Genomic DNA, 14750 nt, shown 5'->3' with positions numbered 1-14750 from the left:
GTCCGCGAACAGCTGCCTGCCGTCGGGCAGCGTGTACCCCACCCCGGCGACGTCGATGTACCCCACGGATCAGGGATTCTCCGCCTCTCCGGTCGGTGGTGTCGCCCGATTTTCCGGGACCGTTCGCGGTCACCCGGTGGTGTCGCCCGGGCCTCCGGACCGTTCCCGGACCACCCGGAACACCCGGTAGCCCTTCTGGCTGGCGTGGCGCAGCACCGACCAGCCACGGTCGGCCAGCCACCGCTGCAACGAGTCGGCGCCCAGGTTGCGGGAGACGACGAGCCAGGCGACACCATCGTCGGTGAGCCGGGGCAGCCACCGGTCGAGCAGGTCGTGCAGCTCGCTCTTGCCCACGCGGATCGGCGGGTTCGACCAGATCTCGGCGAACCGGACGTCCTCGGGTACCTCATCCGGCGTACCCACGACGATGTCCAGATCGAGAGCGCGGGCGTTGACGCGCACCAGGTCCAGGGCCCGGGCGTTGACGTCGACGGCGTACACCGTCGCGGCCGGCGCCGACGTGGCCAGCACCGCGGCGATCGGCCCGTACCCGCAACCGAGGTCGAGCAGCGCACCCCCGGTGTCCGGGGCGGGCAGGGTCGCCTTGTGCAACAGGACGGACGTACCGGGGTCGAGCCGGTCCGCCGAGAAGACGCCGGTCGCCGACGCCAGCCGGTACGTCCGACCGTCCACGTCGAACTCGACCTGTCGCTGGAACTGCGGCGTCGCCGGTTCGGCCGTGAAATAGTGCTCTCCGCTCACGTACCGCATTCTCCTCCCGGCCCGGGTGACCGGTACGACGGTATGGCCGCCGCCGGCGGAGGCGACCGCGGGTGGTGCGGCCGCCACCGGCGGGGCTGACCGCGGGCGGTGCGGCCGCCGCCGGGATCGGCTCGGCTCACAGTCACGTCGGTTACCCTGTGCGGCATGACGAACGGGAGCGAGCCGCGACGAAGGCGCTGGTCGTCGGACTCCTCCCGGCGCGCCGCCGAGGCGCGTCGTGCTGCCGAGGAAGAGGACGCCGAGAACTGGCTCGCCGGCTTCCGGCCGGTGGGCGAGGCCGAAGCGGAGGACCTGTTCAGTGCCGGTCCGCCGGCGGCCACGCACGCGCCGGCGTTCGGCCCACCGGCCGACGCTCCGCCCTCGCCACAGGCCCCCTCGCCGCAGGTACCGCCGTCACCTGAGCCACCGCTGCCCCCGCTGCCCGAGGTCACGTCGCAGCGACGCCGGCGCGCCGAACGCGAGCGACCGGCCGGAGCCGTGCCGGAGCGCGACCGGTCTTCGCGGCGCTCCCGCCGCGAGGACGGGCCACCGAGCTGGCCCCCGGTGACCCCGGCCGACCTGGCCGGCGGCGGCTTCCGGACCGACCCGGAACCACCGTCGCACGGCTTCCCGCCCGCCCGCGAGGAGCCGGCGCCCACGCCGCCCGGCCTGGCCCCCCGGCCGGGCGGGCAGGACCGCCGGTCCATGCCCGAGACCCCCACCGGCCGCCGCCCCGTACCGGAGACCCCCACCGGCCGCCGCCCCGTACCGGAGACCCCCACCGGCCGCCGCCCCGTACCGGAGCCTGACGGCCGGGGTACCGCTCCCACCGGCTACGGCGCGGCACCGTACGGCTCGGCACCGGAGCAACCGGCGGCTCCGTGGGGCGATACCCGGCACGACCGGACCGGCCCACGGCCCGCCGAGCCACCGGACGGCCGGGGACGTCACACCGCACCGGCCGACCCGCAACCGCCCACCGGGGCACGGCCGGGTCGTGCCCCGGTGGGTGGGTACCCGCCCGCATACCCGCCCGCCGGCGGCTACCAGCCGGCCGACCGGACCGCCGGTACCTACCCGACCTCCGACCGGCCGCGGCCCACCTCCCCCGGGTCCGATGGCCCCGGTACCGGCTACCCGGCGTCCAGCGGGCCGGGAGCGGGCTACCCGGCGGGCGCGGAGACGCCGGCCCCGGGGCGGCGGCGGGTACCGGAGCCGGTCGAGGAGTTGTCCGGCGGGCACCGGCCGGCCGACTTCTCCGCGCGTGCCGCGGTCTCGGTGCCGCCCGCCCCCGCCCGCCCGGTACCGCCACCCGCCCCCGCACGCCCGGTACCACCGGCCGCCCCCGCCCGCCCGGTACCACCGGCCGCTCCGTCGGTACCGGTACCGCCACCGGTGACCGCGTCGACCCCGGTGCCGCCACCGCCCGCTCCCACCGCCCGGGCGGCCGCTGCGGCTCCCGTCCGGACCATGCCGCAACCGCTCGCGCCGGCCGCCCCGGAACGTCCCGAACCGACCGCGCCACCCTCCGCGCCGGGCGGATGGCGTCCACCACCTGTTTCGGTGGACCCGACCGAGGTGCCACCGGCCCGCGCGGCGGCGAGCGCCAGGGTGGCACCGACGGGAACTGCCCGGGTACCGGTGGCGCCGCCGCGCCCACCGGCCGCCCCGTCCGGCGGCCAGCAGCCGGATCTGGACGGGCTGTGGAGCCCACCGGAACTGCCCCGCCGTGACGGCCGCCGTACCGGCGAGGACAGCGGGGCCATCCGGCGCCGTGCCGGTGAGGACAGCGGCGCCCTCCGCCGCCGTGGCCGCGAGCCGCGGAGGGCCGAGCCGGAGGCCGGGGCGCGGGCCGGGGCCGATGTGCCGAAGGGTACGGCGCGACCGTCGGCGCGGCGCCCCGGGCAGACCTCCCCCGCTGCCGGCGACCGGAACCGGTTGACCATGGCGCTCATCGTCGGCGGGGTGGTCGTTCTGGTACTGGTCCTGGTCGGCGGCTATCTACTCGTCAACGACGGACCGTCGAGCCCGGCGAGCAAGACCGGGGCCGCCGGCGTCGCCACCCGCGACATCTCCACCCGCGACGTCGATCCGGCCGCACTGACCGAGCCGGAGGTGTTCCCCGGTCCGCAGGTCACCGTGGACGGATCCCCCTACCAGGTCCTCAAGACCGAGGCGACGGAGTGCCCCAACGCGGCGACCGACGCTCTCGTGAAGCTGCTCGGCGAACTGGACTGCACCCAGGTCGTACGCGGCACCCTCAAGTCGCCGGACGGGCAGTACCTGATGACCGCCGGAATCTTCAACCTCAAGGACGAGACGAACGCCAACAAGGCGTACGAGGCGATCAAGCCCGCGCTCGACGCGCAGCAGGGCCGGTTCACCGGGCTCGCCGCGGACGGCGCCGAGGCGATCGTCCGGGCGCCGACGACGCTCGGCTGGCACCCGCTGGGGCACTTCCTGGTGTACTGCATCGTGGCGCGGGCGGACGGCAAGCCGATCACGGCCGACGACGCCGGTTCCAAGGAGGTCATCGCCGACATCGTCGAGGGTCACCTGCGCGACAACGTCCTCGCCACCCGGGCGAGGCGGACGCCGGCCTCGGCGAAGTAACCGGCCCGGACCGGCACGGGCCTCCGCCGACGTCGGGGGCCGGCTCAGCCGGCCGGTACCACCGGATCGTCCCGACGGCGGCGGGTCGCCCGAGCCCGCTGCGCGTACTCGGCCGGGTCGGCCGGATACGCCACCTCCACCAGCGTCAGCCCGTGCGCCGGGGCCACCGTGACCTCGCTGGCCCGCTCCCGCCGGCTCAGCAGGTCGGCCGGCCACGCCGCCGAGCGACGCCCCTCCCCGACCGCGAGCATGGCACCGACCAGGCTCCGCACCATGGCCTGGCAGAACGCGTCCGCCTGAACCGTGGCGACCAGGACCCCGTCGGCGTCCCGCCGCCAGTCCAGCCGGCTGACCGCCCGGATGGTGGTGGCGTTCTCCTTGCGTCGGCAGTACGCGGCGAAATCGTGCTCCCCGCGCAGGCCGGCCGCGGCGGCGTTGAGAGCGTCGAGATCGAGCGGACGCGGCCAGGCGAGGGTGTCGTGGCGGCGCAGCGGATCCGCCCCGTAGGGCGCGTCGGTGACACGGTAGGCGTAACGGCGGGACAGTGCCGAGAAGCGGGCGTCGAAGGCCGCCGGCACGGCCCGTACGGCCGGCACGCGGACGTCCGCCGGGAGCAGACCGGCGAGCCGTCTTACCAGCGTCGTGGACAGGTTCGCCCAGTCCGCCGCGGGTACGTCCACGTGGCACACCTGCCCGGTGGCGTGCACGCCGGCGTCGGTACGTCCGGCCACGGTCAGGCCGATGACCGCACCGAAGAGCCGGTCGAGCGCCTCACCCAGTACCCCGGCGACGGTCCGGCGGCCAGGCTGCACGGCCCAGCCGGAGAACCCGGTGCCGTCGTACGCCACGTCGAGCCGTAGCCGCACGGTTCCATCGGCGTGCGACCGCCCCACCTCCTGCTCGCGACTGCGGGGCTCGCTTCGCTCCACGAGGATTCCGGCTCCGTGGCGCTCCGCGCGGGTGGACCCGGGACCCTCGCTCCTCGCGCTCCGCGCTGGTCCTCGCACGCTGCGGTCCTCGCGCCACGCGGTCGTCTCGTCAGTCACGTTCGCCCCACGCCATCCGGTCGTCTCGACACAGCTGGCCCGGTCCCCGCCGGGGACCGGGCCAGCTGTCAGCAACGAAGGTCAGGACTCGTCGGCCTCGTCCGCCGGCTTCGCAGCCGGGGCCGCGGCCTCGGTCGACACCGCGGCCGGGGTCTCGGCCTCGTCGCCGCCGGCGAGCGCGGCGACCGACTCGTCCTTGGCCGCCTTACGAGCTGCGGCCTTGGCCGGCTTGGCCGGAGCGGCCGGAGCCAGCTCCTCGACCAGCTCGATGATCGCCATCGGCGCGGCGTCACCCTTGCGCGGGCCGGTCTTCACGATCCGGGTGTAACCACCGGGACGGTTGGCGAACCGGGGCGCGATCTGGTCGAACAGCGCGTACACCACGTCCTTGTCCTGCACCACGGTGAGGACCTGACGACGCGAGTGCAGGTCACCGCGCTTGGCGCGGGTGATCAGCTGCTCGGCCAGGGGACGCAGCCGCTTGGCCTTGGTCTCGGTGGTCTGGATCCGGCCATGCTTGAACAGCGACGTGGCCAGGTTCGCCAGCATCAGCCGCTCGTGCGCGGGGCTGTTGCCGAGACGGGGACCCTTGGTGGGCGTGGGCATCTTTCGGGCTCCTCAGTAACAATCCGGCGCGGCCCCCGGCCGCGTGGTTCCGCCGCGGCCGGTGAACCGGCCGCTGTCAAGCAGCCGGCGAACCGGCCACCATCAGTCCAGCGTGGCCACCGGCCACGGCGGGCAGCGTGTTACAGCTGCTCGGTCTCGCGGTAGTCCTCGGCGTCGTAGTCCACCTCGGCGAAGGAGTCCACGACATGCGTCGGGTCGAACGTCGGGGCCGAGTCCTTCAGACCCAGACCCATACCGGCGAGCTTCATCTTGACCTCGTCGATCGACTTCTGCCCGAAGTTCCTGATGTCGAGCAGGTCGGCCTCGGTGCGCCCGATCAGCTCACCAACCGAGTTGATGCCTTCCCGCTTGAGGCAGTTGTACGACCGGACCGTGAGGTCCAGCTCCTCGATCGGCAGGGCGAGGTCGGCGGCCAGCTGGGCGTCCTGCGGCGACGGGCCGATGTCGATACCCTCGGCGGTCTCGTCGAGCTCCCGGCACAGGCCGAACAGCTCCACCAGCGTCGAGCCGGCCGAGGCCAGCGCGGTACGCGGCGTGATCGACGGCTTCGCCTCGACGTCGATGATCAGACGGTCGAAGTCGGTCCGCTGCTCGACACGGGTCGCCTCGACCCGGTACGTCACCTTGAGCACCGGCGAGTAGATCGAGTCGATCGGAATCCGCCCGATCTCCTGACCCGCCTGCTTGTTCTGCGCCGCCGTGACGTAGCCGCGGCCACGCTCGACGGTGAGCTCCATGTCCAGACGACCCTTGGCGTTCAGCGTCGCCAACTTCAGGTCCGGGTTGTGCACCGAGACACCGGCCGGCGGCTGGATGTCGCCCGCGGTGACGTCGCCCGGCCCCTGCTTGCGCAGGTACATCGAGACCGGCTCGTCGTGCTCGGAGCTGACGACCAGCTCCTTGACGTTCATGACCAGCTCGACCACGTCCTCCTTGACCCCGGGGATCGTGGTGAACTCGTGCAGGACACCGTCGATCTTGATCGAGGTGACGGCCGCACCCGGAATGGACGACAGCAGGGTACGCCGCAGCGAGTTGCCGAGGGTGTACCCGAAGCCGGGCTCGAGCGGTTCGATGGTGAACCGCGAACGGGTCTCGCTGAGCGACTCTTCCGAGAGGCTCGGCCGCTGAGAGATGAGCACTTGCTTTTCCTCCGTTACGTCGGGCGCCCGCCATATGACGCCAACGTTTTGTGGGGGGCAGGTCGCCCCCCACAACGCTTACTTCGAGTAGAGCTCGACGATCAGCTGTTCCTGGACCTGCGTGTCGATCACCTGACGTGCCGGCATCGAGTGGACCAGGATCTTCATCTCGCTCGGGATCGCCTCCAGCCACGCCGGAACGGGCCGGCTACCGGCCTGCGCCGCCGCGACGACGAACGGCGTCATCTCCCGCGACTTCTCGCGCACCGAGACGATGTCGTGCTCGCGAACGCGGTAGGACGGGATGTTGACCTTCTTGCCGTTGACCAGGATGTGGCCGTGCGTGACCAGCTGACGGGCCATGTCCCGGGAGTGGGCGTACCCGGCCCGGTAGACCACGTTGTCCAGCCGCGACTCGAGGATCTGGAGCAGCACCTCACCGGTCTTGCCCGGCTTGGACACGGCCTCCTCGTAGTACCCGCGGAACTGCTTCTCCAGGATGCCGTAGATACGGCGCGCCTTCTGCTTCTCACGAAGCTGCAGCAGGTACTCGGTCTCCTTCGGCCGACCACGGCCGTGCTGACCGGGCGGGAAGGGGCGCGACTCGAACGGGCACTTCGGCCCCTCGCACTTGCTGCCCTTGAGGAACAGCTTCATCTTCTCGCGGCGGCACCGACGGCAGTCGGCTCCTGTGTAACGTGCCATTTATCTGTCTCCTCAGACCCTTAGACCCGGCGGCGCTTCGGCGGACGGCACCCGTTGTGCGGCTGCGGCGTGACGTCGGAGATCTGACCGACCTCGAGGCCGACGGCCTGCAGCGAACGGATCGCGGTCTCCCGGCCCGAGCCCGGGCCCTTCACGAAGACGTCGACCTTTCGCATGCCGTGCTCCATCGCCCGGCGCGCGGCCGCCTCGGCGGCCAGCTGCGCGGCGAACGGGGTCGACTTGCGCGAGCCCTTGAAGCCCACCTGGCCGGCGGAGGCCCAGGAGATCACCGCACCGGTCGGGTCGGTGATGGAGACGATCGTGTTGTTGAACGTGCTCTTGATGTGCGCCTGGCCGTGCGCGACGTTCTTGCGTTCCTTGCGCCGGACCTTCTTGACGGCGGCCGAGCCGGCGCGTGCCTTGGGTGGCATGTGTGTATGCGCTCCTAAGTCTTCTTACTTCTTGCCCGGCTTCTTCTTACCGGCGACGGTGCGCTTGGGACCCTTGCGGGTGCGCGCGTTGGTGCGGGTCCGCTGACCGCGCACGGGCAGGCCGCGGCGGTGCCGGATACCGGCGTAGCAGCCGATCTCCACCTTGCGTCGGATGTCGGCGGCGACCTCGCGGCGCAGGTCGCCCTCGACCCGGAAGTTGGCCTCGATGTAGTCGCGCAGCAGGACGACCTCTTCGTCGGTCAGGTCCTTGGCGCGCTTGTCCAGGCTGATGCCGGTCGCGGTGAGCGCCTCGACGGCGCGGGTACGGCCAATGCCGAAGATGTAGGTGAGCGCGATCTCCATCCGCTTGTCGCGGGGAAGATCGACGCCGGCTAGACGTGCCATGTGCGGGCGTGCTCCTCGTGGTTACCTCAGAGGTCTGTGCCCGTCCCGCCCCGATCCGCCCGCACCGGCCGGACGCAGGATGTGCGTCTCGACCCGTAACGGTCGTTGCCCGATCGGGCCCCGGCCTCTGACACCGGGGGTCAGCCACGAAGCGCCGACCACTGTCGGCGGCACTGTGCTCGCGGCTGGGACGAGCCTGTATTCAGCTGGCTGGTGTCCAGAGTCTCGACGACGTCGGCTCGCGCGTCATGCGCGGCCCGGAGTCGCCGATCAGCCCTGGCGCTGCTTGTGGCGCGGGTCGGCGCAGATGACCATGACCCGGCCGTGCCGGCGGATGACGCGGCACTTGTTGCAGATCTTCTTGACGCTCGGCTTGACCTTCACGGTGTGTGCCTTACTTCCCGTCCCCGCCGCACCCGGACACACTCAGTCGTCCGGCCCCGAGTGGGGAACCGACCATTATTCGAGCTCTGTCTCCGCACGTCGTCACCGGACCGCACCACGGCCCTGAACAACGGTCGGCCCGACCGTCAGCTCACTTGTAGCGATAGACGATGCGCCCGCGGGTCAGGTCGTACGGCGACAACTCGACGACGACCCGGTCCTCGGGCAGGATGCGGATGTAGTGCTGACGCATCTTGCCGCTGATGTGGGCCAGAACCTTGTGCCCGTTGGCCAGCTCCACCCGGAACATTGCATTCGGGAGTGGTTCGATGACCCGGCCCTCGATCTCGATGGCCCCGTCCTTCTTCGGCATGTCCTCCGCTACCTGACGTCGGGACTGGTTGGCTAGCTCACAACGTCTTTCATGGGCGACGGGAATCGCCCATGCCAGCCGCGGTATCCAGCTACCCACCCGAAGCGCGGGGCGGGCATGCCGGACGAGACGCTGTGCGCCAGTCATCCAGTCTACGCGCCAAAGGTGCAGGACAGCAAACCGGGCTCCCAGCACCCGCGGTCGGGCGTGTCACAGCCGTCCCGGGTGGACCGGTCAACCGCCGGCGGCCGGGAGTGAACGCCGCCGGCGGTCAGTAGCCTCGGCGGGCCTGACGGCGGGCGGTCAGTAGCCTCGGCGGGCCTGACGGCGGGCTGTCAGTAGCCTCGGCGGGCCTGGCGGCGAGCGCGGCGGGCCCGGCGCCGGGCTTCCTTGCCCGCGTCGGTGTGGTGGTTCCCCGCCGCCAGGCGGGTCACCGTGCCGGCCAGCAGCACCGCACCCCAGGGCAGCATGACCCACTTCGGCCAGTAGTCACCAGTGCCGCTGGCCAACCAGATCGCGTTGACGATGAGCGTCACGGTCAACCAGCCACTCCACGCCGCGAAGATCCACCGTGGGAAACCCCGTCCCGGCTCGGACTCCGGGGCGGCCGACGGTGCCGACGGTGCCGGTGCGGCCGGATGCGGCGGCACGAGCTGGCTCCGCTCGGTCAACGGCAGGTCGGCCAGGATCCGGTCGAGATCACCATAGGTCCGAGCGGTGTACGCCTCCCGCAGCCGTTCGTCGTACTCGTGCAGCGACAGCCGTCCCTCGCCTAACGCGGCCTTCAACCGGTCGGCCACGAACTGGCGATCGACGTCTGCCGCGCGCAGATCTTCCCGCCGCTCCGCCACGACCCGCCTCCCCCGCGATGAAATGTGCCAGCGAGCATGCCACGTCGGGCCGACCGGGTCACGCTTGCGTGGCCGACTCCGCCCGGGCAGCCTGCGAAGCCAGCTCCCCCAGTCGTTGCCTTCCGCCGTCAGGCGCGGTCAGCACCCAGACTCCATCGTCGCAGAGGGCCACGGTGTGCTCCACATGCGCGGCCAGCGAGCCGTCGGCCGTGACGACCGTCCAGCCGTCCTCGAGCTCCACGGTCCGCGGCCGGCCGAGGGTCAGCATGGGTTCGATCGCGATACACAGGCCGGGTCGTAGCACCGGCCCCTTGCCGGGCCGCCCGTAGTTGAGTACGAACGGGTCCTGGTGCATCTGGGTACCGATACCGTGGCCGCCGTACCCCTCGACGATGCCGTACCGGCCCGCCTTACGGACGCTCGACTGGATGGCGTGCGAGATGTCGGTCAACCGACCCCGGCCGGAGCGAAGCCCGCGGGCGGCCTGCGCGATGCCGGCCCACATGGCGTCCTCCGCAGCCTCGGCCAACCGCAGCGCCTCGCGGCGTACCTCACCCACCGGTACGGTGATCGCCGAGTCACCGTGCCAGCCGTCGACGATCGCGCCACAGTCGATCGAGATGACGTCGCCCTCGCGGAGCACCGCGTCGGTGTTCGGGATCGCGTGCACCACCTCGTTGTTGACCGAGGTGCAGATCGACGCCGGGTAGCCGTGGTATCCGAGGAACGACGGAATTCCGCCACCGGAGCGGATGCTCTCCTCGGCAACGGCGTCGAGGTCGGCCGTTGACACCCCCGGCGCCACCGCGTCGCGCAGCTTTTCGAGGGTCGCCGCCACGAGCAGACCCGCCACCCGCATCTTGGCGATCTGCTCCGGCGTCTTGTACTCGATGTCCCAGTCTCGCGCCATCATGACTCGACCCGCTCGCTCATTACCTACCCACCGTACGAGCGCAGCGCGTCGATCGCCCGGACGGTCACGTCTTCGACCGGACCCGTGGCGTCGATGCCGACCAGCTTCCCCTGCGCGCCGTAGTAGTCGACCAGGGGTGCGGTCTTGTCCGCGTACTCCACCAGGCGGTTGGCGATCGTCTCCGCCTTGTCGTCGTCGCGCTGGAACAGCTCGGCCCCGCAGCGGTCGCAGATGCCCTCACGCGACGTGGCGTCGAACTCGACATGCCAGATCTTGCCGCAGCCACGGCAGGTGCGCCGGCCGGACAGCCGCCGGATCACCTCGTCGTCGTCGACGACGAGTTCCAGCACCAGGTCGAGCGCCGAGCCCATGTCGGCCAGCAGCTTGTCGAGCGCGGCCGCCTGCGGCACGGTACGCGGGAAGCCGTCGAGCAGGAACCCGTCCGCGGCGTCCGGCTCGGCGAGCCTGTCCCGGACCATGTTGATGGTGACCTCGTCCGGCACCAGCTGGCCGGCGTCCATGTAGCGCTTGGCTTCCACGCCGAGCGGCGTGCCCTGCGAGACGTTGGCCCGGAAGATGTCGCCGGTCGAGATCTTGGGCACGGCGAGGTGCGCGGCAATGAACTCGGCCTGGGTCCCCTTGCCCGCCCCCGGAGGACCGACCAGCACCAGCCTCACTCGCATGCCTCCGGCCCGCTCATGGCCGCCGGGCCCGTCACCTGAGGAATCCTTCGTAGTTGCGCTGCATCAGCTGACTCTCGATCTGCTTGACGGTCTCCAAACCGACACCAACGATGATCAGCACGGCAGTGCCACCGAAGGGGAAGTTCTGCTTGTTGCCGACGTAGGTGATGAACAGGTTGGGCAGTACCGCGATGATACCCAGGTAGATCGCGCCGGGAAGGGTGATCCGGCTCAGGATGAAGTCCAGGTACTCGGCGGTCGGCTTGCCCGGACGGATACCCGGCACGAACCCGCCGTACTTCTTCATGTTGTCGGCCACCTCGGTCGGGTTGAAGGTGATCGACACGTAGAAGTAGGTGAAGAAGATGATCAGCAGGAAGTAGGTGCCGACGTAGAACGGATCGTTCAGGTGCTGCACGAAGTGCCGGTCGATCCAGACGAGCGCGCTGTTGTTCGTCGCCTTCTGCCCCATCAGCTGGATCACCAGCTGCGGGATGTAGAGCAGCGACGAGGCGAAGATGACCGGGATGACGCCGGCCTGGTTGACCTTCAGCGGGATGTAGGTCGAGGTGCCGCCGTACATCCGCCGGCCGACCATGCGCTTCGCGTACTGCACCGGCACCCGGCGCTGCGCCTGCTCGAGGAAGACCACGAACCCGATGACGACGATGCCGATGGCGACCACCGCGAGGAACTTGTACGGGCTCTGCTGCCAGATCGACGATCCCTCGGAGGGGAGCCGGGCCGCGATCGACGTGAAGATCAGCACCGACATGCCGTTGCCGATGCCGCGGTCGGTGACCAGCTCACCCAGCCACATGATGACGCCGGTGCCGGCGGTCATCGTGACCACCAGGACGCCGACCGTCAGCCACATCGGCAGCTTGGTCTCGGGGACGATCGGGTACTCGGGGCACTGGTTGCCGAACAACTGCCCGGACCGGGCCAGGGCCACGAACGCCGACGACTGCAGGATCGCCAGGCCGAGAGTCAGGTAGCGGGTGTACTGCGTGATCTTCGCCTGGCCGGACTGGCCTTCCTTGCGCAGCTGCTCCAGGCGCGGGATGACCACGGTGAGCAGCTGCAGGATGATGCTGGCGGTGATGTAGGGCATGATGCCCAGCGCGAACACCGACAACTGCAGCAGGGCGCCGCCCGAGAAGAGGTCCAGCAGGGTGAAGATGCCCGCGGACGAGCTGCTGTGGACGCGCTCGATGCACTTCTGGACGTTCGTGTACGACACGCCCGGACTGGGCATCGTGGCACCCAGCCGGTACACCGCGATCATCGCGACCGTGAACAACAGCTTCTTGCGCAGGTCAGGCGTCTTGAACGCGCTGATGAAGGGGGACGACACGGGGTTCCTCCTGCGCCAAAGCGTCCGCCGGTCGGCGGAGTAACCGTCCCGCGCGGTGAGCGCGAGATGCGGTCGGATGCGTATGAGTGGGTGGTTCGGAACGGACTCTAACAGCACGCGCGCGTGGCATCACGCCCGCGCGTACCACTCCCATTCCCAAGCAACGATCTCCGACCGCGCAGCCGGGGCTTCGCGATCGGAGATCGTGCCTGGTCGTCCATGGGAGAACTGGCCTAAGGGCGGTCCGTCAGGATTCCTCGCCGATCACACGGGCCGAGCCACCGGCAGCCGCGATCTTCTCGCGGGCCGAGGCGCTGAACGCGTGCGCGGTGATGTCCAGCCGGACGCCGCCGAGGTCACCGGTGCCGAGCACCTTCACCGGCTGGCCCTTGCGGACCGCACCGGCGGTGGTGAGCTCGGCCGGGCCGATCTGGCCGCCCTGTGGGAACAGCTCCGCGAGCCGGTCCAGGTTCACGACCTGGAACTCGACCTTGAACCTGTTCCGGAAGCCCTTCAGCTTCGGCAGGCGCATGTGGAGGGGCATCTGCCCACCCTCGAACGCCGCCGAGATGTTCTTGCGGGCCTTGGATCCCTTGGTACCGCGACCGGCGGTCTTGCCCTTGGAGCCCTCACCGCGACCCACCCGGGTCTTCGCGGTCTTGGCGCCGGGGGCCGGCCGCAGGTCATGAACCTTGATCGTCATCGGATTACTCGACCTCCTCGACCCGGACGAGGTGCGTCACCGTCTGGATCATGCCCCGGATCTCGGGGCGGTCCTCCTTGACGACCACGTCGCGGATCCGCTTCAGGCCGAGCGAGCGCAGCGTGTCCCGCTGGTTCTGCTTCGACCCGATCTCGGAACGTACCTGGGTCACCTTGAGGCGTGCCATTATGCCCCCGCCCCGGCCCGAGCCGCCAGCATGGCGGCCGGAGCCACGTCTTCGACCGGCAGGCCACGACGCGCCGCGACCGCCTCCGGCGATTCCAGCCGGCGCAGCGCGTCCACCGTGGCGTGCACGATGTTGATCGCGTTCGACGAGCCGAGGCTCTTCGACAGCACGTCGTGGATACCCGCGCACTCCAGCACGGCGCGCACCGGTCCACCGGCGATGACACCGGTACCGGCGCTGGCCGGCTTGAGCAGCACGACGCCGGCGGCGTCCTCGCCCTGCACCGGGTGCGGGATGGTGGACCCGATCCGCGGCACCTTGAAGAAGTGCTTCTTGGCCTCCTCGACGCCCTTGGCGATCGCCGCGGGCACCTCCTTGGCCTTGCCGTAGCCGACGCCCACGGTGCCGTCGCCGTCGCCCACCACGACCAGCGCGGTGAAGCTGAACCGACGACCACCCTTGACGACCTTGGCCACCCGGTTGATCGCGACTACCCGCTCGAGGTGGGGAGTCTTCTCGGCCGGGGCGCCGCCCCGGCCGCCGCCCTCACGGCGGTTATCGCGACGGCCGCCACCTTCGGTGCTACCGGACCCGCCGCCCCTGCGCTGTTGACCTGGCATTAGGGGTTCCTTCCTAGAACTCGAGTCCGGCTTCGCGGGCGGCCTCGGCAAGCGCGGCGATCCGCCCCGCGTACTTGTTGCCACCACGGTCGAAGACGACCTTGCTGACACCCGCGGCCTTCGCCCGCTCGGCCAGCAGGGCACCCACCTTGCGGGCCTGGGCGCTCTTGTCGCCCTCGGTGCCGCGGATGGAGGCGTCCAGCGTGGAGGCCGAGGCCAGCGTGTGGCCCTTGGTGTCGTCCACCACCTGAGCGGTGATGTTCCGCAGCGACCGGGTGACCACGAGGCGCGGACGCTCCGCGGTGCCACCCAGGTGCTTGCGAATGCGGAAGTGCCGGCGCGCACGCCCGACGCGGCGCGCCGCGGCGGCACCGCCGGAGTTGCGGCGCTTGAGCAGCGTGGCCGTCACTTCTTACCTGCCTTTCCAGCCTTGCGGCGGATGACCTCGCCCTGGTACTTGACGCCCTTGCCCTTGTAGGGCTCCGGCGGCCGGATCTTGCGGATGTTGGCGGCAACCTCGCCCACCAACTGCTTGTCGATGCCGGCGACGTGGAACAGCGTCGGCCGCTCGACGGTGAAGGTGATACCGGCCGGCGGGGTGACCGTCACCGGGTGCGAGAAGCCGAGGGCGAACTCGAGGTCCGAACCCTTGGCCTGCACGCGGTAACCGGTACCGGCGATCTCCAGGCTCTTGCGGTAGCCCTCGGTCACACCGACCACCATGTTGGCGACCAGGGTGCGGGACAGACCGTGCAGCTCCTTGGCCCGACGCTCGTCGTTGGGCCGGTTCACGTACAGCTGGCCGTCCTCGCCCCGCTCCGCCGTGATCGGCTCGGCGAGCGTGTGCGAGAGCTGCCCCTTGGGGCCCTTGACCGTGACGGTCTGGCCGTCGATGGCAACATCGACGCCCGTGGGCAGCGGGATTGGCTTACGTCCGATTCGCGACAT

At 70.8% G+C, this 14750-nt stretch carries 19 protein-coding genes; 1 reads left to right on the top strand and 18 read right to left on the bottom strand.

Annotated elements, in window-relative coordinates; all coding sequences use genetic code 11:
• Window positions 1–129 precede the first annotated feature (129 nt).
• The gene (locus ACNTMW_RS08835) at window positions 130–762 is read right to left on the bottom strand and encodes a class I SAM-dependent methyltransferase (RefSeq protein ID WP_426632933.1); all 633 of its coding nucleotides are present in this window, start codon (window positions 760–762) and stop codon (window positions 130–132) included.
• Between the two features lie 165 nt (window positions 763–927).
• On the opposite strand from ACNTMW_RS08835, the gene ACNTMW_RS08830 reads away from it, so the two are divergent.
• A complete protein-coding gene (locus ACNTMW_RS08830) occupies window positions 928–3375 on the top strand; it encodes a hypothetical protein (protein WP_426632932.1) in 2448 nt (815 codons plus the stop codon).
• A gap of 44 nt (window positions 3376–3419) precedes the next feature.
• Here the strand turns inward: ACNTMW_RS08830 and truA are convergent, their stop codons facing one another.
• The 17 genes from truA to rplF form a co-directional block, all read right to left on the bottom strand.
• Window positions 3420–4241, bottom strand: a complete 822-nt coding sequence (gene truA / locus ACNTMW_RS08825) for a tRNA pseudouridine(38-40) synthase TruA (RefSeq protein WP_426633154.1) — start codon at window positions 4239–4241, stop codon at window positions 3420–3422.
• Window positions 4242–4502: 261 nt separating this feature from the next.
• Complete coding sequence (gene rplQ / locus ACNTMW_RS08820; RefSeq protein ID WP_426632931.1) at window positions 4503–5027, bottom strand: 50S ribosomal protein L17; 525 nt, start codon at window positions 5025–5027, stop codon at window positions 4503–4505.
• A gap of 140 nt (window positions 5028–5167) precedes the next feature.
• Entirely contained in the window at window positions 5168–6190 is a 1023-nt protein-coding gene (locus ACNTMW_RS08815; RefSeq protein WP_426632930.1) for a DNA-directed RNA polymerase subunit alpha, read from the bottom strand.
• Between the two features lie 78 nt (window positions 6191–6268).
• Complete coding sequence (gene rpsD / locus ACNTMW_RS08810; RefSeq protein ID WP_426632929.1) at window positions 6269–6895, bottom strand: 30S ribosomal protein S4; 627 nt, start codon at window positions 6893–6895, stop codon at window positions 6269–6271.
• A gap of 20 nt (window positions 6896–6915) precedes the next feature.
• On the bottom strand, window positions 6916–7326 hold the full coding sequence (rpsK, locus tag ACNTMW_RS08805) for a 30S ribosomal protein S11 (protein WP_167925055.1): 411 nt from the start codon (window positions 7324–7326) through the stop codon (window positions 6916–6918).
• Window positions 7327–7350: 24 nt separating this feature from the next.
• Window positions 7351–7731, bottom strand: coding sequence for a 30S ribosomal protein S13 (rpsM, locus tag ACNTMW_RS08800; RefSeq protein WP_426632928.1), 381 nt, complete (start codon window positions 7729–7731; stop codon window positions 7351–7353).
• Between the two features lie 270 nt (window positions 7732–8001).
• Window positions 8002–8115, bottom strand: coding sequence for a 50S ribosomal protein L36 (gene rpmJ, locus ACNTMW_RS08795; RefSeq protein ID WP_167925053.1), 114 nt, complete (start codon window positions 8113–8115; stop codon window positions 8002–8004).
• 151 nt (window positions 8116–8266) lie between these two features.
• Window positions 8267–8488: a translation initiation factor IF-1 gene (gene infA, locus ACNTMW_RS08790; RefSeq protein WP_007073013.1), complete on the bottom strand. Its 222-nt coding sequence runs from the start codon at window positions 8486–8488 to the stop codon at window positions 8267–8269.
• Between the two features lie 335 nt (window positions 8489–8823).
• The gene (locus ACNTMW_RS08785) at window positions 8824–9339 is read right to left on the bottom strand and encodes a DUF1707 SHOCT-like domain-containing protein (protein ID WP_426632927.1); all 516 of its coding nucleotides are present in this window, start codon (window positions 9337–9339) and stop codon (window positions 8824–8826) included.
• A gap of 58 nt (window positions 9340–9397) precedes the next feature.
• Window positions 9398–10252, bottom strand: a complete 855-nt coding sequence (gene map, locus ACNTMW_RS08780; RefSeq protein ID WP_426632926.1) for a type I methionyl aminopeptidase — start codon at window positions 10250–10252, stop codon at window positions 9398–9400.
• A 23-nt stretch (window positions 10253–10275) separates the two neighbouring features.
• On the bottom strand, window positions 10276–10929 hold the full coding sequence (locus ACNTMW_RS08775) for an adenylate kinase (RefSeq protein ID WP_426632925.1): 654 nt from the start codon (window positions 10927–10929) through the stop codon (window positions 10276–10278).
• A gap of 37 nt (window positions 10930–10966) precedes the next feature.
• A complete protein-coding gene (gene secY, locus ACNTMW_RS08770) occupies window positions 10967–12292 on the bottom strand; it encodes a preprotein translocase subunit SecY (protein ID WP_426632924.1) in 1326 nt (441 codons plus the stop codon).
• A gap of 247 nt (window positions 12293–12539) precedes the next feature.
• Window positions 12540–12995 carry a 50S ribosomal protein L15 gene (gene rplO, locus ACNTMW_RS08765; RefSeq protein WP_426632923.1) on the bottom strand — a complete coding sequence of 152 codons (456 nt, stop codon included), beginning with the start codon at window positions 12993–12995 and terminating at the stop codon, window positions 12540–12542.
• Between the two features lie 4 nt (window positions 12996–12999).
• Window positions 13000–13182, bottom strand: coding sequence for a 50S ribosomal protein L30 (rpmD, locus tag ACNTMW_RS08760; protein WP_167925049.1), 183 nt, complete (start codon window positions 13180–13182; stop codon window positions 13000–13002).
• Window positions 13182–13802, bottom strand: a complete 621-nt coding sequence (rpsE, locus tag ACNTMW_RS08755; RefSeq protein WP_426632922.1) for a 30S ribosomal protein S5 — start codon at window positions 13800–13802, stop codon at window positions 13182–13184. The genes rpmD and rpsE overlap by 1 nt, the downstream gene beginning before the upstream one ends.
• Before the next feature lie 13 nt (window positions 13803–13815).
• Window positions 13816–14211, bottom strand: a complete 396-nt coding sequence (gene rplR / locus ACNTMW_RS08750) for a 50S ribosomal protein L18 (RefSeq protein WP_426632921.1) — start codon at window positions 14209–14211, stop codon at window positions 13816–13818.
• Window positions 14208–14750, bottom strand: coding sequence for a 50S ribosomal protein L6 (rplF, locus tag ACNTMW_RS08745; RefSeq protein WP_426632920.1), 543 nt, complete (start codon window positions 14748–14750; stop codon window positions 14208–14210). The genes rplR and rplF overlap by 4 nt, the downstream gene beginning before the upstream one ends.

The organism is Planosporangium spinosum, assembly GCF_049999945.1.
GTDB lineage: Bacteria > Actinomycetota > Actinomycetes > Mycobacteriales > Micromonosporaceae > Planosporangium > Planosporangium spinosum.
Note: the sequence above shows the minus strand (reverse complement) of the source record. Positions and strands in the feature narration are given on the sequence as shown.